Annotated in this window: 22 protein-coding genes; 6 read left to right on the top strand and 16 right to left on the bottom strand. The window is 37.7% G+C overall.

The features are described 5' to 3' along the window. Window positions 1-51 precede the first annotated feature (51 nt). On the top strand, window positions 52-1,680 hold the full coding sequence (locus ACQ2HF_RS14990) for a S8 family serine peptidase (RefSeq protein ID WP_432411232.1): 1,629 nt from the start codon (window positions 52-54) through the stop codon (window positions 1,678-1,680). Continuing rightward, a complete protein-coding gene (locus tag ACQ2HF_RS14985) occupies window positions 1,680-2,621 on the top strand; it encodes an NAD(P)H-dependent flavin oxidoreductase (protein ID WP_432411231.1) in 942 nt (313 codons plus the stop codon). The genes ACQ2HF_RS14990 and ACQ2HF_RS14985 overlap by 1 nt, the downstream gene beginning before the upstream one ends. Window positions 2,622-2,955: 334 nt before the next feature. On the opposite strand, the gene ACQ2HF_RS14980 is transcribed toward ACQ2HF_RS14985, so the two are convergent. The 14 genes from ACQ2HF_RS14980 to ACQ2HF_RS14915 all read right to left on the bottom strand — a co-directional run bounded on the left by ACQ2HF_RS14980 (window position 2,956) and on the right by ACQ2HF_RS14915 (window position 14,342). After that, complete coding sequence (locus ACQ2HF_RS14980) at window positions 2,956-3,450, bottom strand: SRPBCC family protein (protein ID WP_432411230.1); 495 nt, start codon at window positions 3,448-3,450, stop codon at window positions 2,956-2,958. Window positions 3,451-3,484: 34 nt separating this feature from the next. Next, the gene (locus tag ACQ2HF_RS14975) at window positions 3,485-5,188 is read right to left on the bottom strand and encodes a sodium:solute symporter (RefSeq protein ID WP_432411229.1); all 1,704 of its coding nucleotides are present in this window, start codon (window positions 5,186-5,188) and stop codon (window positions 3,485-3,487) included. Continuing rightward, on the bottom strand, window positions 5,189-5,317 hold the full coding sequence (locus ACQ2HF_RS14970; protein WP_432411228.1) for a hypothetical protein: 129 nt from the start codon (window positions 5,315-5,317) through the stop codon (window positions 5,189-5,191). It lies immediately after the preceding gene. A gap of 126 nt (window positions 5,318-5,443) precedes the next feature. Continuing rightward, a complete protein-coding gene (locus ACQ2HF_RS14965) occupies window positions 5,444-7,936 on the bottom strand; it encodes a PIG-L family deacetylase (protein WP_432411227.1) in 2,493 nt (830 codons plus the stop codon). 50 nt (window positions 7,937-7,986) lie between these two features. Beyond that, entirely contained in the window at window positions 7,987-8,583 is a 597-nt protein-coding gene (locus ACQ2HF_RS14960; RefSeq protein ID WP_432411226.1) for a mechanosensitive ion channel domain-containing protein, read from the bottom strand. A gap of 2 nt (window positions 8,584-8,585) precedes the next feature. Continuing rightward, the gene (locus ACQ2HF_RS14955) at window positions 8,586-9,497 is read right to left on the bottom strand and encodes a septum formation inhibitor Maf (RefSeq protein ID WP_432411225.1); all 912 of its coding nucleotides are present in this window, start codon (window positions 9,495-9,497) and stop codon (window positions 8,586-8,588) included. Between the two features lie 27 nt (window positions 9,498-9,524). Beyond that, complete coding sequence (locus ACQ2HF_RS14950; RefSeq protein ID WP_432411224.1) at window positions 9,525-9,830, bottom strand: type II toxin-antitoxin system RelE/ParE family toxin; 306 nt, start codon at window positions 9,828-9,830, stop codon at window positions 9,525-9,527. Then, window positions 9,830-10,048 carry a hypothetical protein gene (locus ACQ2HF_RS14945; protein ID WP_432411223.1) on the bottom strand — a complete coding sequence of 73 codons (219 nt, stop codon included), beginning with the start codon at window positions 10,046-10,048 and terminating at the stop codon, window positions 9,830-9,832. The genes ACQ2HF_RS14950 and ACQ2HF_RS14945 overlap by 1 nt, the downstream gene beginning before the upstream one ends. A 50-nt stretch (window positions 10,049-10,098) precedes the next feature. Further along, a complete protein-coding gene (locus ACQ2HF_RS14940) occupies window positions 10,099-10,689 on the bottom strand; it encodes a Maf family nucleotide pyrophosphatase (protein ID WP_432411222.1) in 591 nt (196 codons plus the stop codon). Between the two features lie 4 nt (window positions 10,690-10,693). After that, window positions 10,694-11,287 carry a GNAT family N-acetyltransferase gene (locus tag ACQ2HF_RS14935; protein WP_432411221.1) on the bottom strand — a complete coding sequence of 198 codons (594 nt, stop codon included), beginning with the start codon at window positions 11,285-11,287 and terminating at the stop codon, window positions 10,694-10,696. 2 nt (window positions 11,288-11,289) lie between these two features. Next, the gene (locus ACQ2HF_RS14930; RefSeq protein ID WP_432411220.1) at window positions 11,290-12,213 is read right to left on the bottom strand and encodes a geranylgeranylglycerol-phosphate geranylgeranyltransferase; all 924 of its coding nucleotides are present in this window, start codon (window positions 12,211-12,213) and stop codon (window positions 11,290-11,292) included. Window positions 12,214-12,258: 45 nt separating this feature from the next. Beyond that, a complete protein-coding gene (locus ACQ2HF_RS14925; protein WP_432411219.1) occupies window positions 12,259-12,792 on the bottom strand; it encodes a KdsC family phosphatase in 534 nt (177 codons plus the stop codon). A gap of 188 nt (window positions 12,793-12,980) precedes the next feature. Next, on the bottom strand, window positions 12,981-13,724 hold the full coding sequence (locus ACQ2HF_RS14920; RefSeq protein WP_432411218.1) for a Rossmann-like and DUF2520 domain-containing protein: 744 nt from the start codon (window positions 13,722-13,724) through the stop codon (window positions 12,981-12,983). A gap of 30 nt (window positions 13,725-13,754) precedes the next feature. Beyond that, the gene (locus tag ACQ2HF_RS14915; protein ID WP_432411217.1) at window positions 13,755-14,342 is read right to left on the bottom strand and encodes a Crp/Fnr family transcriptional regulator; all 588 of its coding nucleotides are present in this window, start codon (window positions 14,340-14,342) and stop codon (window positions 13,755-13,757) included. Between the two features lie 70 nt (window positions 14,343-14,412). On the opposite strand from ACQ2HF_RS14915, the gene ACQ2HF_RS14910 reads away from it, so the two are divergent. From ACQ2HF_RS14910 to ccsA, 3 genes are all read left to right on the top strand, one after another. Further along, on the top strand, window positions 14,413-14,700 hold the full coding sequence (locus ACQ2HF_RS14910) for a hypothetical protein (protein ID WP_432411216.1): 288 nt from the start codon (window positions 14,413-14,415) through the stop codon (window positions 14,698-14,700). A 6-nt stretch (window positions 14,701-14,706) separates the two neighbouring features. After that, on the top strand, window positions 14,707-15,093 hold the full coding sequence (locus ACQ2HF_RS14905; protein WP_432411215.1) for a group III truncated hemoglobin: 387 nt from the start codon (window positions 14,707-14,709) through the stop codon (window positions 15,091-15,093). Between the two features lie 79 nt (window positions 15,094-15,172). Next, window positions 15,173-18,391, top strand: a complete 3,219-nt coding sequence (ccsA, locus tag ACQ2HF_RS14900; protein ID WP_432411214.1) for a cytochrome c biogenesis protein CcsA — start codon at window positions 15,173-15,175, stop codon at window positions 18,389-18,391. Window positions 18,392-18,517: 126 nt separating this feature from the next. Here ccsA and ACQ2HF_RS14895 read toward each other — a convergent pair whose 3' ends face one another. Both ACQ2HF_RS14895 and fumC read right to left on the bottom strand, forming a co-directional pair. Next, entirely contained in the window at window positions 18,518-19,831 is a 1,314-nt protein-coding gene (locus tag ACQ2HF_RS14895; protein ID WP_432411213.1) for a 7TM-DISM domain-containing protein, read from the bottom strand. A gap of 162 nt (window positions 19,832-19,993) precedes the next feature. Further along, on the bottom strand, window positions 19,994-21,382 hold the full coding sequence (gene fumC / locus ACQ2HF_RS14890) for a class II fumarate hydratase (RefSeq protein WP_432411212.1): 1,389 nt from the start codon (window positions 21,380-21,382) through the stop codon (window positions 19,994-19,996). 155 nt (window positions 21,383-21,537) lie between these two features. On the opposite strand from fumC, the gene ACQ2HF_RS14885 reads away from it, so the two are divergent. Continuing rightward, the gene (locus ACQ2HF_RS14885; protein ID WP_432411211.1) at window positions 21,538-21,711 is read left to right on the top strand and encodes a hypothetical protein; all 174 of its coding nucleotides are present in this window, start codon (window positions 21,538-21,540) and stop codon (window positions 21,709-21,711) included. The last annotated feature ends 29 nt before the right edge of the window (window positions 21,712-21,740 follow it).

The following is a 21,740-nucleotide window of genomic DNA, read 5'->3' as shown; positions in this document are numbered from 1 at the left end:
GTTACTCTTTCGGTTTTGCATATGTACGCAGAACTGTTTTAAAAAATCGATATGAAAAAATTACTTCTAGTAGTGGTGTTGTTATCTGCCACCATAGCCAAAGCACAACAAGATGCTTTAGTTTTTTTTGCCGATAAAGAAGATGTGGCTGCCTCTCTTGCAAACCCTATCTCTATTTTAACTCAGGAAGCTATCGATAGAAAAGCAATGCACAATATTGCAATAGACGCATTGGATGTGCCTGTAAACGAAGCCTATATTACGCAACTTAAAAATACATCAGGAATTACTGTCCATGCTAAGAGTAAATGGATGAATGCTGTGTATGTAAGAGGATCCGAATCTAATATTGATGCATTAACAAATCTTCCGTTTGTTACTGAAGTCGAATTTGCAGATAAAAATTTGAACAAACAACCATTTCAGAGAAATACTGAAGATAAATTCAAAATTGAAAATGAACCGAGCCGAATAGTATATGATTATGGGGAGGCTAGAAATCAAGTAGAACAAATTGCTGCAGATTTCCTTCACGAGCAAGATTTTACAGGGGATGGAATGGTAATAGCTGTTTTAGATAGCGGTTTTCCTAGCGTAAATACGAACCCTGCATTTGCAGATGTTGTTTCAGAAGGACGTCTTTTGGATACCTATAATTTTGTTGATAGAATTCCAAATGTATCAAGTACAGGGTCTAATCATGGTACCAAAACCTTTAGTGATATTGGTGCATTTCTTGACGGTGCGCAAAAATTTGTGGGCACTGCTCCGGCAGCATCGTTCTATCTTTATGTAACAGAAGACAATGATGATGAAAACCCTGTGGAAGAAGCATATTGGGTTGAAGCGCTAGAAAGAGCAGATAGCTTAGGAGTAGATGTAGTAAATACTTCTTTGGGCTATCAAGATTTTCCAGATTATCCACAGTACGATCATACCTACGAAGATTTTGACGGTGAAACAACCATCGCAGCTCGTGGTGGAAACTTTGCGTTTCAAAAGGGAATGCTATTGGTAACCTCTGCTGGAAATGATGGTAACGGATTTACTTTTGTGGCAACCCCTGGAGATTCTAAAGGGATTTTAACGGTTGGAGCTGTAGATTCGGAGGGTGATTATGTCGATTTTAGTTCTATTGGACCTACTGTAGATGGACGTATAAAACCAGATGTGATGGCAAAAGGACGGGATGCGGCTGTCGTAAATGAAGATGGGATTGTTGTAGAAAATAATGGTACATCTTTCAGTTCTCCAATTATGGCAGGGGCTGTAGCTAGTTTGTGGCAGTCCAGACCTGAAATAAAAAACAGTAGAGTTATGGATGTGATACGCCAGTCTGCGCATTTATTTAATAATCCAACAGATGAAATGGGCTACGGGATCCCAAATTTTGAAGATGCCTATAATGCCTTGCAAGTTTTAGGAATTGAAGACCAATTGCTAAAGGAAACATTTGCTATCTACCCAAATCCAGTAGTGGATATTTTCAACGTATCTTTTCCGCAGCAAACCGAAAGGGCTATGGTTACTATATTTGATGTATTAGGAAAAAAAGTGATGACAAAAGAAATTTCAGCTGTAGAAAATAAAGTGAATATTTCTGAACTTTCAGGAGGGATTTATATTGCTAGTATTACTGCTGAAGGGGTGGTAAATAACTTTAAAATATTGAAAAAATAGTGCAAAATAAGATTACCCAACTTTTTAATATACAATATCCTATCATCCAGGCTGGGATGATCTGGAACAGCGGCTGGAGATTGGCTTCGGCTGTGAGTAACGCAGGTGGATTAGGACTTCTGGGCGCTGGCTCCATGTACCCGGAGGTGCTTAGGGAACATATTTTAAAATGTAAAAAAGCAACCAATAAACCTTTTGGCGTAAATGTTCCTATGTTGTATCCCAATCTGGAAGAAATTATTCAAATAATTATTGAAGAAGGCGTTAAGATTGTTTTTACTTCCGCAGGAAATCCTAAGACGTATACACAGCATTTAAAAGATAACGGAATCACAGTAGTACACGTGGTAAGCAGTGTGAAATTTGCATTAAAATCTCAGGAAGCAGGAGTAGATGCAGTAGTTGCCGAAGGTTTTGAAGCAGGAGGTCACAACGGGAGAGAAGAAACTACAACCTTTACTTTAATTCCCATGGTTAAAGAGCAAATTAGCGTTCCCTTAATCGCAGCTGGAGGAATTGCCAACGGAAAAGGTATGCTGGCCGCAATGATATTAGGAGCAGATGGTGTACAGGTGGGAAGCCGTTTTGTAGCTTCTGAAGAAAGTAGCGCACACCAGGCCTTTAAAAAAATGGTGGTGGAAGCCAAAGAAGGAGATACCTTGTTAACACTAAAAGAATTGGCTCCCGTACGAATGCTGAAAAATAAATTTTTTAGTGAAGTGATGGAACTCTACACAAAAAGTCCAACAAAAGAACAGCTTATCGATCTGTTAGGAAGAGCACGTGCTAAACGGGGTATGTTTGAGGGTGACTTGGAAGATGGAGAGTTAGAAATAGGGCAGATTGCCGGGCTCATTCACGATATAAAACCAGCGGCTCAACTAGTGAAAGAAATGGTTTTAGAGTTTGAAGAAGCCAAGAAAACTTTTTTAAGTACGTAGTTTATAAATTATAACTTCAGAGATTACATGTACGATTTGATGAAAAGCTTGAAACGTGTAAAAACGTTAAAAAAAGAAGCAATCAAGTTAATTTACATTCCATTTTCAAACCAATTCCATTAGATTTTTCGTGACAATTATTATAATATTGTTGTTATACTTAAAAATCTGTTGTGGCTTATTACCTTTCGTTTTTTCTTGTTCTAGGATTTGTGGTGATCATTCTTCTCACCATCAATAAAATTAAAGTGGCTCGCCACCGTGGTGAAAGTTTACCCAAGAAAAATATCTATTATGCGTTTGTCGCAAAAATATTTATAAAAGATTTGCCGGATTAGCTATTCACCATAGCTGGGATGTTCGTGTTCTTGTTGCGTAAATCCAGTCCTCCTTCATACACCGACTTTAAATTTACCAGGTAAAAAGACCATCCGCGATCACAACCAAGTCGTATATCGGCCTTAGCTTTATCTGTAGTTGGAATGTTTTTTTGTGATAACGAAACAATGGTTACGTCTTCATACGATTGTAAAGAGATGTCTACTTGGCAATCTCCTGCAAATGTAAATTGAAGTGTATCTGTACCGTTAGCCGAAACAATGCTGCCTTTTTCAACCCCATCCCATTGATACCATTTCCATTCGTACGCATCCCCTTTTTGTATCCCAGAAGATTGCGCTCTTTTTTTACCATCATTGGCAATGAAAGTAGCATTTTTTAAAAACCAGCGTTCAATTTCAGAAGGTACCGTCCAGGCTTTGTAGAGTGTTTCTACAGATGCAGAAATCGGAATTTTACGGGTAAACTGTGTCCAGTTAAAATTTTCCATACAAAGAATTTTTGCTATTTTAAAGATAGCTAATTTAACCTTCGCTGGAAACAGGAGTTTTTGTGGTTGTATTCCCTAAAATTACTTGAAGCAATACAGCTATTCCCATCACAACCGCGCAGCCAAATAAATTAAGCCATAAATACGGCATAATATCTAGCCACCAAACCACTATAACTATGGCTTGTGTAATGAGTGCAGCAATAAATGTGGCATTGCTTTTTACGTATTTTATAAAGAAGGCAAGTAAGAATACGCCTAATACATTTCCGTAGAAAATAGAACCGATGATGTTTACTAGTTCTATCAGGTTTTCAAATAAATTGGCAACACAGGCAATTAAAATGGCAATCACTCCCCAAAGCATCGTAAACCATTTACTGGCATTTACATATTGTTTGTCGGTTCTTCCTTTTACATTTCTTTTGTAGAGGTCAATGGCAGTTGTGGAGCCAAGGGCATTCAATTCTGAAGCTGTGGAAGACATCGCCGCACTTAAGATAACCGCCAATAACAACCCAATTAATCCGCGTGGAAGGTTGTTTAAGATAAAATGGATAAAGACATAATCTTTATCGTTGGTTTCGGCATTGGGATTTGCTTTTTTAATAACCGCTTTAGATTGTTCACGGAGTGTTTCTTCTTGTTGCTGAAGGTTTAAAATTTCAGCACTCAGGGTATTTTTTTCTGAATCACTTTCAGCTTCCGAAAACGTGAGCTGTGCTGTTCGTAATTGCGCATCTATTCCTTTCTTTTCATCTTCCAACGCCACATATTCCGAAGCATATTCAGAACTCATTACGTCTTTTACGGCAGCAGGATTAAAGTGTAAAGGCGAGGCGTTAAATTGATAAAACACAAAAACCATTACGCCAACCAATAAAATAAAGAACTGCATAGGCACTTTTAGCAGCCCGTTCATAATCAGGCCCATTTGGCTTTGCTTAATAGATTTTCCTGAGAGATAGCGCTGCACTTGGCTTTGGTCAGTCCCAAAGTAGGAGAGGGCTAAAAATGTTCCGCCAATGAGTCCACTCCAAAAGGTATATCTGTTTTCAAAATCGAAAGAGAAATCCAGAACTTCCATTTTACCGCTGGCGCCAGCAATTTCCAACGCTTTGTTGAAGGAGATATCCAATGGTAAATAATTTAATATAATTAGAAAAGCGAGAAACATTCCTAAAAAGATAATCGCCATTTGTTGTTTTTGAGTTACACTCACAGCTTTGGTACCACCGCTTACCGTGTAAATAATTACTAAAACACCAATAATTACATTAAGGTAAATAAGATTCCAGCCCAACACAGCCGAAAGGATTATTGCAGGAGCAAAAATGGTTATTCCCGCTGCTAATCCGCGTTGAATTAAAAACAGCATAGCTGTGAGCGTTCGGGTTTTTAAATCGAAACGGGTTTCTAGGTATTCGTAGGCTGTAAAAACGTTCAGTCTGTGGTAAATAGGTATAAACACCAAACAAATGACTACCATGGCAATAGGGAGTCCAAAGTAGAACTGCACAAACCCCATCCCACTGTGAAATGCTTGACCAGGTGTTGAAAGAAACGTAATAGCACTTGCCTGTGTAGCCATTACACTTAATCCAATGGTCCACCATTTAGATTCGTTACCTCCTTTTAGGTAATCGGTTACATTTTTACTTCCACGTGCTTTATACGTACCGTACAAAACGATAAACGCAAGGGTGCCTATAAGTACAATCCAATCTATTTGCTCCATCTAGGCGTAAGTTTTCATGATATAATAAAACAAAACAATGTATCCAGCATTTAGGAGTAAAACCATGGTATATTTCCACTTCCAGACAAACTTGTCTTTTACTTTTTCTACGATGTCGTCTGTTTGCATTTTTTGTTTTGTTAATTGGATAACTAGTTAATTAGGGTTGCTAATTATTTTATTTAATTTTTATCTAAACATTTCTTTTGGCTTTTATTGATTCACTAATTACCAAATTAACCAGTTAATTAAAAATCATTTCCCAATAGACAATAAATTAGCAAATAATCGATACGCTCCGGGAACACCCGCAGGCAATTCTCTAAAAAAGCTTAAGCCTGTGTAAATATAGTATCCTTTTCCATAAGGGGCTACTAAAAGCGATCCTTTGCTTTCGTCATAATCTTTGTCTTTCATCCCTAAAATAGGCGTGAATTTTTCATCCCATGCGCTTGGGAAGTACAAACCACGTTCTTGTACCCAGTTATCAAAATCGGCTTGAGTAATTTTATTGGGGCTGTTTAAAACAGGATGTTTTGGTGCTAGAATAGTCACTTTACTAAATTCATCTGTAACACGATCCCGTGATAATGTAATGGTGTAGGGGCCAATGTCTGGGGTTACCAAGCGGTGCGAGGTGTTGTATTGTAATAAAAGAGTACCGCCGTTTTCTACGTATGTATTGAGTTCGGTTTGTTTAAAAGCCAATTCGGGAACTGTGTTGTAGGCTCGTATCCCTACTACAATTGCGTCATACTGTTTTAGGCTGCCGGCTACAATTTCAGAAGGGGCAATGGTGGTTACATCGTACCCAATCTCGCGTAAACTTTGTGGAATGGCATCTCCAGCACCCTCTATATAACCAATGTTTTGACCTTTCTTTTCAATGCCTATTCTTACAATTTTAACTTCGCTAGGTAATAATACCCGCTGATAAGGAATATGATCATAATCTATAGTCACCAATTCTTTATCAAAAAATTGATCCCCCATTTGTGCTAAAGATCGCAGATAGCCTTCGCTTTGGTCTTTGGGAGGTGTAACCGTAAATTGTAGTGTTTGTGTTTGTCCTTTGGTTTCAATATTAAAAACAGCCTGAGCTGGCGTTACTTGCCACCCTTTTGGATGTTGTAAGGTAACCGAACCTGTGATGTTATCCCTCCCAGCCGTTACCGTAACAGGTACTTGACGACTTTCTTCTGAAGAAAAAATTAATACTTTCTCTGGAATGCTAGAGGTCACTACGGGTAAAACTTCTAAGGGCTGATACACTTCTCCTTTAACAGGATCATTAAATTTATTCACCACATCTTTTGCAATTGAAATTTCGGTATTTTGTAGCTGAATACTAAACACCACTTGCTCTGGAGCAGGGGTTTCCGGCAAACCAATCATTTCTTCAGGCGCTTTGTACATTCCTAATGTGCCTTTCTCATTCAGCCAATATGGTGATGAAACTTTGGTTGAAGTAGAAGTAACCGTAAGCGAAAACTCCTTTTTTTCGTTAGGTAACAATTTTTTATCTATAGCTAGTAGTACCTCACCCTTTACAGATTTTATACTGTTAATGACTACTGGAAAATCACTTCGGTTAATGGCTTCCAATGTTACTTCATAGGTTCCATTTGGATTAATGGCGTTGGTGTTTGCTACGGCTTCCAGGAAAATCCCGCCGCAATCTAATATCAACGTTTCTAATTGTTTTAGCTTGATAACTCGCCAGTGAGTATCTTTTAAATTTTTCACCAACTCATACGCTTGCGTCAACTGTGGTAACATAGCAGAAGGATTCTGAAAATTGAAATCGGCCTCCAACGGATTCAAAATCGCACCAATCGCTGCACCACCATCCAGACGATTCCAGGAGGTATCAATTCCATCAAATACATTGGTTTTATCTTTGGGTAAGTCTCCTTTTAGAAATTCTAAATATTCAGTTTCTGCGCCACGTGAGCCCGTACTCCCAAAACCTTGCGATTTATGCATGCTTCGGCTTAAAGAAGCTATTTCGCCATTGGAAAGCCCGAGAGCAGGATAATAATTTCCTGTTTGTACTTCAACTAGATTAGTTTTATCTGCTGCTTCAAATTTTTCTCTACTTCCGTAGAACCACCAGGAGGTGTTAAAAAATAAACTTTTGGGTTGCCAGGTACCGTATAATTTTGCAGACGATGGATATTTGCTGGCATCATTTAGCAAATCAAAAGCTTCCACGCTCAACATAGCGCTGGAAGTGTGATGCCCGTGTGTGCTTCCCGGACTGCGATGGTCAAAACGGTTTATAATTACGTCTGGCTTAAATTTTCTAATAGCTCGTACTACATCGCCCAATACTTCATCTTTGTTCCAAATTTCGAGGGTTTCGTCGGGATGTTTGGAATAGCCAAAATCGTTAGCACGTGTAAACAGTTGTTGCCCACCATCGGTACGGCGAGCGGCTAATAATTCCTGGGTGCGAATTACGCCTAAAAGTTCTCTAATTTCAGGCCCTACGAGATTTTGCCCACCATCGCCACGAGTTAAAGAAAGATAAGCAGTTCTAGCTTTTACATCATTTGCCAGGTACGATATAAGCCTGGTATTTTCATCGTCGGGATGCGCTGCTATATAGAGGGCAGAACCAATGAAATTTAATTTTTGAAGGTTGTGGTATATTTCTGAAGCTTTGGGCTTGCTAGGTTGTTGTGCGGTGAGAGAGGTAAAACCAACTATACATAATAGGAGGGATAAAGACAATTTTTTGAGCATTGTTCTATATTTTTCTAGAGTATCAAATATACCGAAAATGCTACCTTACATTAATCTATTGGCTGTTCTTTAACATTTTTGTCATCCTCCTTTTTTTCTATAGCTTCCAGACTATTAGAATGGAAAATTTGGCTTACAAGATCCATTTCTTCGGGTTTTAAAACACTCACTCCTTTTTGAAGCATTAAGCTATTAGGATAGGTAATTGTTTCTCCCTTTTCGGTTTTAAGAATAATATGAAAGGTTTTAATATCGTCGATTATTCCTTCATAATTATGCTCTTTGTCATGCACTTTAATATAGTCACCAATCTTGTATGGAAAGATAAAAAACATAATAATACCGCTGGTAATATTACTTAAGATAGACCATTGTGCAAAAAAACCAATCCCAATCACCGCAAATACCGAAAGTATTACCGAACCAAAATTCTTAAAATCTACTCCCCAAATAATCACCAGAGATAATACAGCTAAAAATAATGTAGCGTAATTAATATGTTTTAGTATAAGTCCTGTACGATGTTCAACACGCTCAAACTTTCGAGCAAAGCGTTTGGTGACCAGAATTAAAATCGACCGTAGTATTACCAAAAAGGCAATAACACTAATGGATTGAATACCGTGTATATAGAAAAAATCATTCATTTTTATAGTCCTAATGTATCTCTTAGATGTTCAAAAGTAGTGCTTTTTTGGTTCCAATATGCTGTTTGTATACGCTTCATTTTTTCTGCTGAAGTCACCAATCCGTTGGCGTTTGTTTCTTCCCATCGCTCAATAGTATAGGGAAATGTACTACTGAAATAAATCTTTAATTTACGTTTTAAAGAAGGGTACATCACTTCATAATTTGAAATAGAATCTCCCACAGTAACACTTGCTGAAGCCTCGTGCGCTTCTATTTTTTTATGGCTCATCCTGAAATATTCAAAAGACGGAATCATGGTAAAATCACCAGTTGGGAGTTCCTCGGGATTCATCCGTATATAGCTCCAAAGATCATTTTCCAGCCACGTTTTTTCCAGGGAGAATTCTTGGTCTGCTTCCCCTTCAAAATACGAGTGTGACTGGATTTTAAAATCCTCACGATTATTTAATTGCACATACACGTGTCCACACCATTCCTGAGTGGAATGAGAAATTTTTATGGCGTTGTTTTTACTGTTGGTTGGGGTAAAAATACTCGTCATTACTGAATAGGGATAAATACCCGTGACGTATTTTTTGGTCTGATTCAGTTTAAGGACGGGAATGTTTTCTTCGGAAGCGTTATCGGCTTTTACTTGTTCCTTCTTTAGAAAATCCTCTGTCACAAATATGTTTACGGCCGTCCCTTCCCGTACTTCACCATAACGTTCTTGCAAGAGTTTATACGAAGTAATTTCAGCATTACCAGCGTACCAATAGGTTTTAAAGGCTTCAGAAAGTTCTCTTACTTTATCTTTGGAAGGTTTCTCTTTTGCGGTTGTTTCGCTATTGGGAATGAGGTTTCCTTCGGAATTTTTGCAGGATGTAAGTGCAATTAAACAAATAAGGATAGGAAGTTGAACTATTTTCATAGTATGTTTTTTTAATTATTCGAAGGACTATCTAACGTCTTTTTTAAGTTTTATGGGGTCTTTTCGAGTATCGAATAGTGTTATAATTTCAATTTCATTAGCGGCTTTGTGAATCCTGTAATAAAATGTGGTTTGTTTTGTTACTACACATTTATATAAACCAATTACTTCAGTTGATTGCTGACAACTATGGGGTTGATTCGAGATTTGATCAATTTTTTCTGTAAGTTTAAGAAGAAACTTATCTCTGGATTTTTTACTCCATTCTTCCAAGAGATATTGTAGTAGCTCTCGTAGCTTTTTTTCGGCTAAACTAGAGAGATAAACGTTCATTAGGAAATACTTTTTAAGAAAGAACTGTACGTTATACGTTCGCCGTTATCCAACTGTTTAATTCCTTCTTTAATTTCATTTTGCTGGTCTGTAGAAAGCTCATTCCAGAAATCTGTTTTTTCTTTTTTTACAAAATCGGCTACTTTTTGGATGATATCCAAGCTATCGATTTCCAAAATTTCTTTTACCAAATTTAGTTTTGATGTTTGAATACTCATAGTGGTTTTCTTTAGAATCAAATATACAAAAATTAAGCCTCAACGAATCGTTATCTCTTTTCAGAAATCTCCAGTAACGTTTTATAAACAAGCCTTGTTGGCAATCCCATTACGTTAAAATAACACCCTTCTAATTTCTCAATACCAATGTATCCTAACCATTCCTGAACACCATAACTACCCGCTTTGTCGTAAGGTTGGCAGGTTTTAATGTAGTACTCTATTTCTTCGTCCGTTAGTTCTTTAAACCAAACTTTGGTGCGGTCGTTCACTACTTTCTGAAAGTCTTTTCCCGTAAAACAAACCGATGTAAATACCTCGTGCATTTCCCCGCTCAAATCACGTAACATGGCTTTAGCTTCAGCTTCATCTTTGGCTTTTTCTAAGGGTTTTCCATCTTTCCAGACTATGGTGTCGCTGGTGACGAGGATGTCGTTCTCTTTTAAATCTGTAAATACAGAAGCTTTCAATTTGGCGAGGTAGTCGGTGATTTCGGCTTCCTTTAAATTGTGGTCATATACTTCCTCTACCGAACGAACGTCTATGGTAAAATCTAAATCCAATTCTTTAAAAAAGTGATGTCTTCGGGGTGAACCCGAAGCTAGGATGAGGTTGTGGTTTTTAAGTTTTTCTTTCAACATATACTTATACTAATTTTGATTGGAGGCTTTCTTTAATATCCGAAAACCATTCGTCTTTTAAAATGCTTAATACAATGCTGCTACGCCTACCAGTCGGGCTGCTGCAATTATTTCGAAGAATGCCTTCTACGGTGCAACCAATACCTTTCATCGCTGCAATACTGCGCGCATTGTTGGCATCTGCCCTAAACTCTACGCGTTCCATTTTCAGGGTCTCAAAGGCAAATTCAAGCATTAAAAATTTGCAATGTCTGTTGAGCCCGGTACGCTGAAAGGCTTTGCCATACCAGGTATACCCAAGCTGTACACTTTTATGATGATTCTGAATATCGTAAAAACGGGTGCTTCCGGCAAATGCATTCGTTTTTTTATCGAATACAATAAAAGGATACGAATCGCCTCGCGCTCTCTTCTCTAAAGCAATCGATACATAGGTATCCAAATTTTCCAATCCGTTGGCGGGTAGTAGCGAATAGGTCCACAGTTCGGGCTCTTGCAAAGAGAAAACCGTAAGATGTTCACTATCTTCAGTAAGAAGTGGCCTGAGCAAAACACGATCGTTTTCTAATGTGATATGTTGTGTGGTTTCGAAATTCATGTTTACACGTTTAAAATTTCAGCAAAAAAGGGTAGCGAGCAAACACCCGTGAACATTACAATTTTTAAAACGATTGACATGATTTTATAATCCTTCGATGTTTCTGCATTAAAACTTTTAATAGAATAATAGAGGAGTGGTCCGCCTATGAGAAACACAAAGTAACCCGCAACCCAAGTAAATTGATACAGGGATTTGTAAGAAAACCATAAGATGCCCATTAAAATGAAAACGCCTAGCACAAATGCAATGGTTGTAGTTCGGGTCCTACCTAAAACGATTGGTAGTGTACTTCTTCCGCCTTTTTTATCGCCATTCACATCTTGAATGTCTTTCACGATTTCACGGATAAGATTAAGATAAAACGCACAAGCGGCATACCATAAAATCACTTTTGAAGCGGTGACTTGTAGCTCCATTAAGTCTGTGTTAATAGCAGGGTAGATGTCAAAAATAATGAACACTAGTAGACTTGTGGCCACCAAAAATGATACAACTAGGTTGCTCACCACAAGCAACGACCTAAGATATACCGCATAACTATACAGCAAGGCTGAAATGATTATAAACACAGCCGCCAACCCAGGATGTCCCATTCTGTTTGAAAGATAAAACCCCGCTGCAACGCCTATGATGTTTAGGATGATATAAAGATTGTAAGCTGCCTTTTCTGAAATCTTTTTGCCTATTAGCACTTTCTCAGATTTGTTTATAGTGTCAATAGCCACATCATGAATATCGTTAATAATATTACCTGCGGCAGCAATACAGAGCGTGGCGGCGACCAACAATATAAAATCGAATGTCCCCATCGCAGCCTGAACTCCCAATGGCTCTAAAAAACCATATTTTATGAGCGATTGCGTAAGAAGAAGCAATAGCAAGTTAACAGGGCGAATGATTTTTAGATACGCAATTTTAGGCATTAGGAGATTGTTATTAAATAAATTCCCCCTTTGGGGGCTAGGGGGCTAGTCATATTTAGCACTTACAGAGTTTTTAGAAACCCATTTTCCTTGCACCTTGAGCACTTGCTCAATAATATCACGAACACATCCTTTTCCGCCATTTTTATGGGAGATGTATTTGCTTAATTCTTTGATTTCCGGTACAGCATCTTGTGGGCAACACGGTAGACCAACTTCCTGCATTACATATAAATCTGGAATGTCATCGCCCATGTAAAGGGTGTTTTCGGCTTTTAGGTTGTTGTCTTTTAAGTATTTGTGAAGTGTTTCGGTTTTTTGGTGAGTACCTAGATGAATGTCGGTTATGCCCAGACCTTGCAATCGCTTGCGTACTCCTTCATTAGAACCACCGCTTATAATGCATACGTTAAGTCCGGTATCCACAGCAGTTTTTAGCGCATATCCGTCTTTAATATTCATGGTGCGGTATAGTTCACCTTCGGTAGTAATATTTATGGTGCCGTCTGTAAGCACGCCGTCCACGTCAAAAACCAGCGTGGTAATGTGGTTTAGATATTCTTTATAGCTTTTTTCCATATTATTTATTTCGCCGCAATTGTGACTCTATTTTCTATTATTATTTTTTATTTTACCTCACACCTCACACCTCACACCTCACACCTCACACCTCACACCTCACACCTCACACCTCACACCTCACACCTCACACCTCACACCTCACACCTCACACCTCACACCTCAAAGCGAAGCGGACTCACCACTTATCACTCACCACTATTCTCAATAGATTCTGTCAAATGTTCATATAAGTCCCGATACTTGCTATTTTCCAACAACTTCAAATGCTTTTCAATGGTTTTTTTATCGTTTCTCTTCGCTGGGCCTGTTTGTGCTTGGGCAGGGGAGAGAGTTTCAATTTTTCTGGCGGTTTCGGTAATGAGGGGTTTCAGTAAATTGAAATCTAACTTATTTTCAGCCGTTATCGTTTCAGCGATATGGTACAGATGGTTGGTAAAATTATTTACAAACACTGCGGCTACATGTAATTTTTCTCGTGCTGAAGAAGATATTTCCACCACTTTTTCTGAAATACAATCGCCCAGTTTTTTCAGCAATTGTAAATCGGCTTCGTTTTCGGCTTCCACGCAAATAGGAATGGTACTAAAATCCACTTTTGTAATTTTACTGAACGTTTGCAATGGATAAAATATACCCCGGAGATTATTGCTAGAAAGAACGTCCATATGTGCGCCACCGGAAGTGTGAACGACCAATCTGTTTTTAAATGGAAGTGATTCTGAAAATTCCCCAATAGCATCATCTGGAATGGCAATGATGTACACATCTGCCGAAACTAACGCTTTCAAATCCTGTGTTTGGGGAGTTTTTAGCGTTTTATGTTTTGTTCTATTATAAACTTGTACCACATCTACATCTTTTGCGGCTTCCATAACGTTGTATAGATGCTGCCCCACATTTCCGTAGCCTAAAAGCACAATGGTAATCATTTCGTAAAAATAAAGAGATTTTTGAGAGAACTAGCGATATAGCTTCCTATTTATAATTTCAATTTCATTTTGAGCCGCGAGCTGCTGGCAGGCTCGAATTACCGTTTCAACCCGCAATCCTGTTAAGTTAGCCAATTGCTGACGCGTAAGATTAATTTTATATTTTTCTGTAGCTCCTGCATTTTCTTTTAAAAAATCCAATAGGGTAAGAATACGGTGCTCCGGAGTATGCATAGAGATTTCCCGAAGTTGCATCGCTTTGTACGATAAACGTTTTGATAAACGTTTGAGAAATTTCTGGTTAATCTCAAAATTGGTTTTCAGCAACTCTGTCAAATTTTCCTTTGGAAGCAAAAATAATTGACTGTCCTCTAAAGCCCTTGCCGAGGCTGGATACTCAAAATCACCAAAAATAGCAGGTTCGCCAAAACTCTGTTGTTTTTTAAAAACTCCCTGAATAAATTCTTTACCAGACTCGTGAAGATTAAACATAGCCACAGATCCCGTTTTAATTTGTAAATAATACCGAGCTGTTTCCCCTTCTGTAATTATCACTTCTTTTTGGGCATACGATTTTACTTTGGCACTGTGTTTCAATAAAATTTCCTCTGGAATCATTGCAATATGATTTGCCTCATAAACTGTGGCGCGTATAAGGTTTTACTTTGTATAAAGTTAATAAAACAATATGAACAGCTCTTATTTTTCAGCAGCTAAAAACGAATTTAGTGAGAATTTGTATTTATACATTCCACTAACCATTATCTTGCAAAGTTGTGTAGGTTCCATTGCGGCTATGTTAATTTTGATGCAAGGAACATCATTATTAACTTTTGTACAATTATTGGTATGCACTGTTTTGTGTATGGGGTACAATGGCGCTTTGTTGGCTCAGCTAAAACCAACTATTTCTTTTTGGTTGTTGTTAGTGAGTTTAAGTGTGAATACGGCACTCATTTTTTTAAATCTTTTGTAAGATAGTATGAGTAAAGAAATAGAAAATAGGGAAGACATCTTCCAACTGGTAAGCACCTTTTACGAAAAAATTCGAAAAGACCCTTTGCTGGGGCCCATTTTTAATACGGCAATACAGGATTGGGATGCCCATCTTGAACATCTTACCAATTTTTGGGAAAGTAATTTATTCTTTAAAAAAACATACACTGGGAATCCGTTGGAAAAGCATGTGGAAGTAGACCAGAAAAATAATAACGAAATCAATGAGATGCATTTTGGCGTATGGCTCAATCTCTGGTTTGAAACGGTTAATGACTTATTTATTGGAGAGCGTGCACAACTTGCAAAAAACAGAGCGCGAAACATGGGAACCTTTATCCACCTCAAAATATTTGAGGCGCGATCTAAATAAGGTTACATTAACATATTAGATATTCTATAATCTTAGTGTGTAAGCGATCAATTCCTTATTTTTGCACAAAATTTGTCCGATGCAAAAGAAACTTGCCGATTTCCTGTTTTCAACACGTCTCACTGCCGTTTTATTTCTAGTCTTTGCTGTCGCTATGGCTGTGGGGACCTTTTTAGATGCTTCTTCAGAGACATCGCCAACTCCGTACTCTCGCGAACTAATTTACAACGCTTGGTGGTTTGAGGCTATTATGGTATTCTTTGTGATTAATTTTGTAGGTAATATTTTCCGTTTCAGATTATTCAGAAAAGAAAAGTGGGCTACACTTACCTTGCATTTGTCTTTTATACTGATTCTAGTTGGGGCGTTTGTAACCCGATATATAGGCTTTGAAGGGCGAATGGAAATTAGAGAAGGCGCTACAGAAAACACATTTCTCTCAGACCATGTGTACCTTACTGCTTTTATAGACGGCGATTACCTGGTAGATGGGGTAGCACAACGCCGTGTGTTGGAACCCGAAAAGTTGAACTTATCTGAAAGATTAAATAACGATTTTGAGATGACAACCGACTACAATGGCAAGCCGGTTACCATTAGTTATAATAACTTTATTAGTAATGCCAAAGAAAGTCTCATTACTACAGTAGATGGTAAAGAATATCTTCAGATTGTTGAAAGTGGTGAGGGAGAAAAACACGACCATTGGCTAGAAATAGGACAGGTTGCCAATATACACAACATACTTTTTGCTTTAAATAAACCAACCGAAGGCGCCGTAAACATCACCTATAATCCCGAAGATGGCGGTTACAGTATTTCAGCTCCTTTTGAGGGATCTTTCCTGAATATGGCCGAATTAAGTGCCGCAGGTATTCAGCCAGGACAAATGACGGGCAATATGGATCAATTCCGTAGACCGTTTGCTAAAGATAGCGTACAACCCTTATTATTGCGTTCGCTCTATAATCTGGCCGATATGCAATTCGTAATCCCTAGTCCTGTTGCAAAAGGCAGACAAGGCGTTGTAAAAGCTGAAGGCCTCGAAAAAACAAATATGAGCGGTCTCGTCGTAGATGTTTCTTCGGGTGGAAAAACGGAAACGATAGAATTGTTGGGTGGTGCAGGAACAGCACCAGATCCTAAAAAAGTAACTGTTAATGGAATGGACGTCTACCTTACCTACGGAAGCAAGGAATACGAACTACCGTTTAGCATCACTCTGCGTGATTTTATAGCTGAAAAATATCCCGGTACTGAAAAAAACTATAAATCATTTAAAAGTAAGCTTACTGTTAGCGATACAGAAACTGAGTTTTTTGACACGGAAGTTTTTATGAATAATGTACTAGACCATAAAGGCTATCGTTTTTTTCAAGCAAGTTTTTCACCGGATGAAAAAGGAACTATTCTTTCAGTAAACCACGATGCCTGGGGAACCTGGATAACCTATATTGGTTATTTCTTGCTCTACTTTGGTTTAATGGCCATTCTCTTTGTTAAAGGGTCTCGTTTTGGTTCTTTAAAGAGAATGCTAGATAAAGTGAAATCTAAAAAAGCAAAAATCACTGCGATGCTAGTCCTGCTTTTCGGTTTTGGAATGCAAGCGCAGGACAGCAACCACGGACACACTCAAGTTAAAAAAGAACAGATAGATAGCGTTATAAAAGCGAATATAGTAGACAAAGTACACGCCGCAAAATTTGCCGAATTGGTGATACAGGATAATGGCCGTATGAAGCCAGTGCACACCTACGCCAGTCAATTACTACGTAAAATAAGTCGCAGTGATACCTACGAAGGATTAGACGCCAACCAGGTTTTTCTTTCTATGACGGAGTTTCCTCGTGTTTGGGTAGAAGTTCCATTAGTGAGTCTAAAACGTGGTAACGATAGTATTAGACGCGTTTTAGGAGTTCCCATGGATACCGAGAAAATAAGCTTGTTGGATTTGTTTGATGAAAAAGGAATTAATAAGCTGGATCCTTATTTGGAAGAAGCTTCCTCCAAAACAAATCCCAATCAGTTTGAAAAAGACTTTGTAAAAACATATGAAAATGTGTTTCTTTTAAATCAGGCCTTGAGCGGAAGTATTTTAAAAATATTTCCCATTCCAAACGATGAAGGAAACAAATGGGTTTCATTTTTAGAATTGGGAGAAACCAATTTTACGGGAGAAGAAGCTGCTAATGTGAAAAACATATTACCTGCATATTTCCAAAGTCTACAAGAAGCCAGAAAGACAGGAGATTATTCGCAAGCAAATGCGTTGTTGGATGGTATAAATAAGTTTCAGCATAAATATGGTGGAGAAGTAATGCCTTCAGATACCAAAGTAAAGGCAGAGATTATCTATAACGAAGTTGATATTTTTAATAGACTCTATAAGTATTTTACACTTATTGGCGTAGTAATGTTTTTGTTTCTAATATTTCAAATACTTAAAGAAAACAAGAAGATTAATTACCTAATTACAGCTTGTAAATATATTATTTGGTTTTTCTTTGTTTTAATGACGTTAGGACTTGCTTTCCGCTGGTATATTAGCGGTCATGCACCCTGGAGTGATGCCTATGAAAGTATTATTTATGTAGCGTGGGCTACTGTCTTCTTTGGCTTGGCATTTGGCCGAAAAAGTGATCTCACAATCGCTTCCACAGCATTTGTAGCCGCAATTATTTTATGGGTTGCCAACCAGAATTGGTTAGATCCTTCTATAGCCAATTTAGTGCCTGTTTTAGATAGTTATTGGTTAATGATACACGTGGCTGTAATTGTTGCCAGCTACGGTCCGTTTACGCTAGGGATGATTTTAGGAACTACTATTTTATTGCTCATTTTATTGACTAATAAAAAGAACCAAGTTAAAATGGATCTCAATATAAAAGAACTTATAATTATTACAGAAATGGCATTAACCGTAGGGTTGGTCATGCTCACCATAGGAAACTTCTTGGGAGGTCAATGGGCCAATGAGAGCTGGGGTCGTTATTGGGGCTGGGACCCAAAAGAAACATGGGCGCTTATTAGTATCATGATTTATGCCTTTGTGATACACGCACGGTTAGTTCCTGGTTTGCGAGGCAAATGGACGTTTGCTGTATTTTCTATTTTTGCCTATGCCAGTATTATGATGACCTACTTTGGAGTGAATTTTTACCTCACAGGATTACATAGTTATGCAAGTGGAGATGTACCTGTGACGCCAACTTTTATTTATTATTTAATTGGTTTCTTCGTTCTGCTTAGTGGCCTTTCTTATTATAAATACAAGAAATACTATACTAAAATAGGATAGCGTACACGTAACAAATTAGTAGTGCTTACGGGTTAAACGGAGTCGAAATGTATCTATAGTACTATAAATACATTTCGACTCCGTTTATTGTATACAGGAATTACAAGAATGATATGTAGAATTACTTTAATTATACAAATAATCCGGCTGACTGTCTAACAAGCGATAATCTTCTTGAACGTGTTCGCCAATCTCTAATTTATTGTACAATTCTTTCGTTAACTCTTCCACATCGGCTTCGGTGGTTTTTAATTTACGTGCAATCTTTATATTTGGCTTGCCTTCGCTAATGTATTGCAGGAGCTTTATTTCAAGGCCATCCAAGTCATAATGCATTATCAGGTTTTCAAGATAAACATCCTCCATAAGTTTCATAGCACTTTGGCGGTTCATAGTTTCTTGGCGTTTTAGGAAAATACGCATTTCAGTCTGGCGCATTTCATGTTCTTCTTTTATGGCACGCATACGGTATACAATAGCATAGGTAAGAATTAACATTTCAACGAGCCCAGCGACTTTTATATGAATTGTCTCTGTAGATAAAAAGTTAACTTCAAGATTTTTTAAAATAAAGAAGTCTACGGCAAACAATAATGGGATGAATCCCGCAATGGCATAAAATTTTGCGTAGTTTTTTTTACGGAACAAAAATACACTCGCCCCAAAGTAAAACGCCAAAATTGAAATAGATACAAAGTTAGCAGCATGTGCCATTATAAATTCTACAGAGAGAAGTGCCATAATAGTGAGTAAGCCACCAATGGCAATTAACGGATAGGTAACAAGTTTAAGTTTTGGAAAAAATTCTTTCAAACTTAAATAACTTGAAGCAAAAAAGGCGGTGCTTGCCGTTGCAAACCATAATAAAACCGATTGAACTAAAAACGGATTTGTAAGTTCAGAAATACCAAACAAGGTATGTAAACCATCATTAAAGAAAAATACTGTTGTAATACCAACTAGTGTTACTGAGTAAAACAAAAACAGTTTTTCTTCAAATATGAAATAACAGAAAAGATTAATTAAAAACACCATAAGCGCAAATCCATAATACAGTCCCTGTAAAAAGGAAGTTTTTGTATCTGCAGAAGCCGTATAGTCTAACTCAGCATTTTTTATTGAAATATTTGTTGAATTTGCGTCAGAAAAAGCACCTAATCTGTAGGAATTTTCTTCAGCGAAAGCATTTGAAGCTAGTTTGTTACGTTCAAGTGTTGAAGTTTTTACACTAGTACTAGTTGCTAAAACAGGGAGCGACATAGGTGTGGTTACAATACTTTTAGAGGTAAGAATAGTTTCTTTTAGATTACTTGTAACGTCTTTATAATCAAATACATTAGCTTTGGAGGCTATTGCTTTTGAAGCAGCTTCAGAACTTGTTGGGGACAAGAAAATAATTGCTAAAAGACACCACAATGCGGGGTAAAATCGTAGTCTCATATATAAGTAGGTTTTAATAATTTGGGTAGTCCAATATACGCAAAATTTACATTTCACCTAACTTATTTGCATTTTGTCGATAAAAAAGCGCCTTTTTAACTTGAAAATAAAAAACTCCTGCGATGAAACAGGAGTTTTTATGGTAAAAAAGTAGGTTTATTTTTAACCTACCATGTCTTCGGGTTTTACCCACGCATCAAATTCTTCTGCGGTTAAATGTCCTAGGTTTACGGCTTCCTCTTTTAAGGTAGTTCCATTTTTGTGTGCTGTATTGGCAATTTCGGCAGCTTTATAATATCCTATTTTCGTATTCAAAGCGGTTACTAGCATTAACGAATTGTTTAGCATTTTTTTAATAACTTCAATATTTGGTTCAATTCCTTGTGCACAGTGCTCATCAAAAGATACACAGGCGTCCCCAAGTAGTTGCGCAGATTGTAAAATATTTGCAGCCATCATAGGTTTAAAAACATTTAATTCAAAATGTCCTTGCATGCCACCCACACCTATTGCAACATCATTACCAATTACCTGGGCGCATACCATGGTTAAAGCTTCGCATTGGGTAGGATTTACTTTTCCTGGCATTATAGAAGATCCAGGCTCGTTGGCAGGAATAGAAATTTCACCAATACCGCTTCTTGGACCGCTTGCTAACATTCTAACATCGTGTGCTATTTTGTTGAGAGAAATAGCCAATTGTTTTAAGGCTCCGTGACTTTCAACAATGGCATCGTGTGCTGCTAAGGCTTCAAATTTATTTTCGGCAGTGATAAAAGGAAGTTCTGTAAATTTTGCAATGTATTCGGCAACTTTTACGGAGTATCCTTTTGGTGTGTTTATTCCGGTTCCTACAGCGGTTCCTCCTAATGCTAATTCAGAAAGATGTGCTAGTGTATTTTTTAATGCTCTTAATCCGTGATCTAATTGCGATGCGTAGCCACTAAATTCCTGTCCCAGAGTTAGAGGCGTGGCGTCCATTAAATGGGTACGTCCAATTTTTACGACGTCTTTAAAGTCTTTCGATTTTTTAACTAAGGTTTTATGCAATTGCTCCACGCCAGGAATGGTTACCTCTACAATTTTTTTGTAGGCAGCAATGTGCATTCCCGTAGGGAAGGTGTCGTTACTGGATTGGCTTTTGTTTACGTCGTCATTAGGTTGTAATGTTTTATCACCTTCGCCAATGGTTTTCCCGGCTAATTGATGCGCGCGATTGGCAATAACCTCGTTCACATTCATATTACTTTGGGTACCACTACCGGTTTGCCAAATCACTAATGGAAACTGATCGTCGTGCTTTCCAGCTAAAATTTCGTCACACACTTTAGAGATAAAGTCTCTTTTTTCTTCCGAAATAACGCCAAGCTCACAATTGGTGTAGGCGGCAGCCTTCTTTAAATAAGCAAAACCGTAGACTACTTCCAAAGGCATAGAAGCTGGTGCGCCTATTTTAAAATTATTACGGGAGCGCTCTGTTTGTGCGCCCCAAAGTTTATCGGCTGGTACTTTAACCTCGCCCATCGTATCTTTTTCAATTCGGTAATTCATAGTTTCCATTTTAGAGTTGTAAAGGTACAAAAAGCACAAGGCTGGTTCAAGAAGGCAGTTGTTTAATTGTTGTGGATAAATAGGAATGTTTTGTTGTTTTTTCTGAAAAAACCTTATTATCTTTGCCACAGCTTAATTAGAAAAAGACTCACATTATGTTCGATTTTGACCAGTATTTAGGATTTTTAGCATTCTTAACCATTTTAACCATTGGTTTTTGGTTAATGATTTTCTTGGTGTCTTTTATCCCGTATTGGATTGGTGGCGCTTTAATTGAAAATATTAAGATGAAGCGTGAAGCAAAAAAGAAAGAAAGAGAAGCAAACTAATTGCTTTCTATATAAAGTAAAAAGGAGCT

This window comes from Rasiella sp. SM2506, from assembly GCF_050859505.1.
In the GTDB taxonomy this organism is placed as follows: Bacteria; Bacteroidota; Bacteroidia; order Flavobacteriales; family Flavobacteriaceae; genus Marinirhabdus.
The sequence above is the reverse complement of the archived record's forward strand: the minus strand, read 5'-3'. Positions and strand labels throughout refer to the sequence as shown.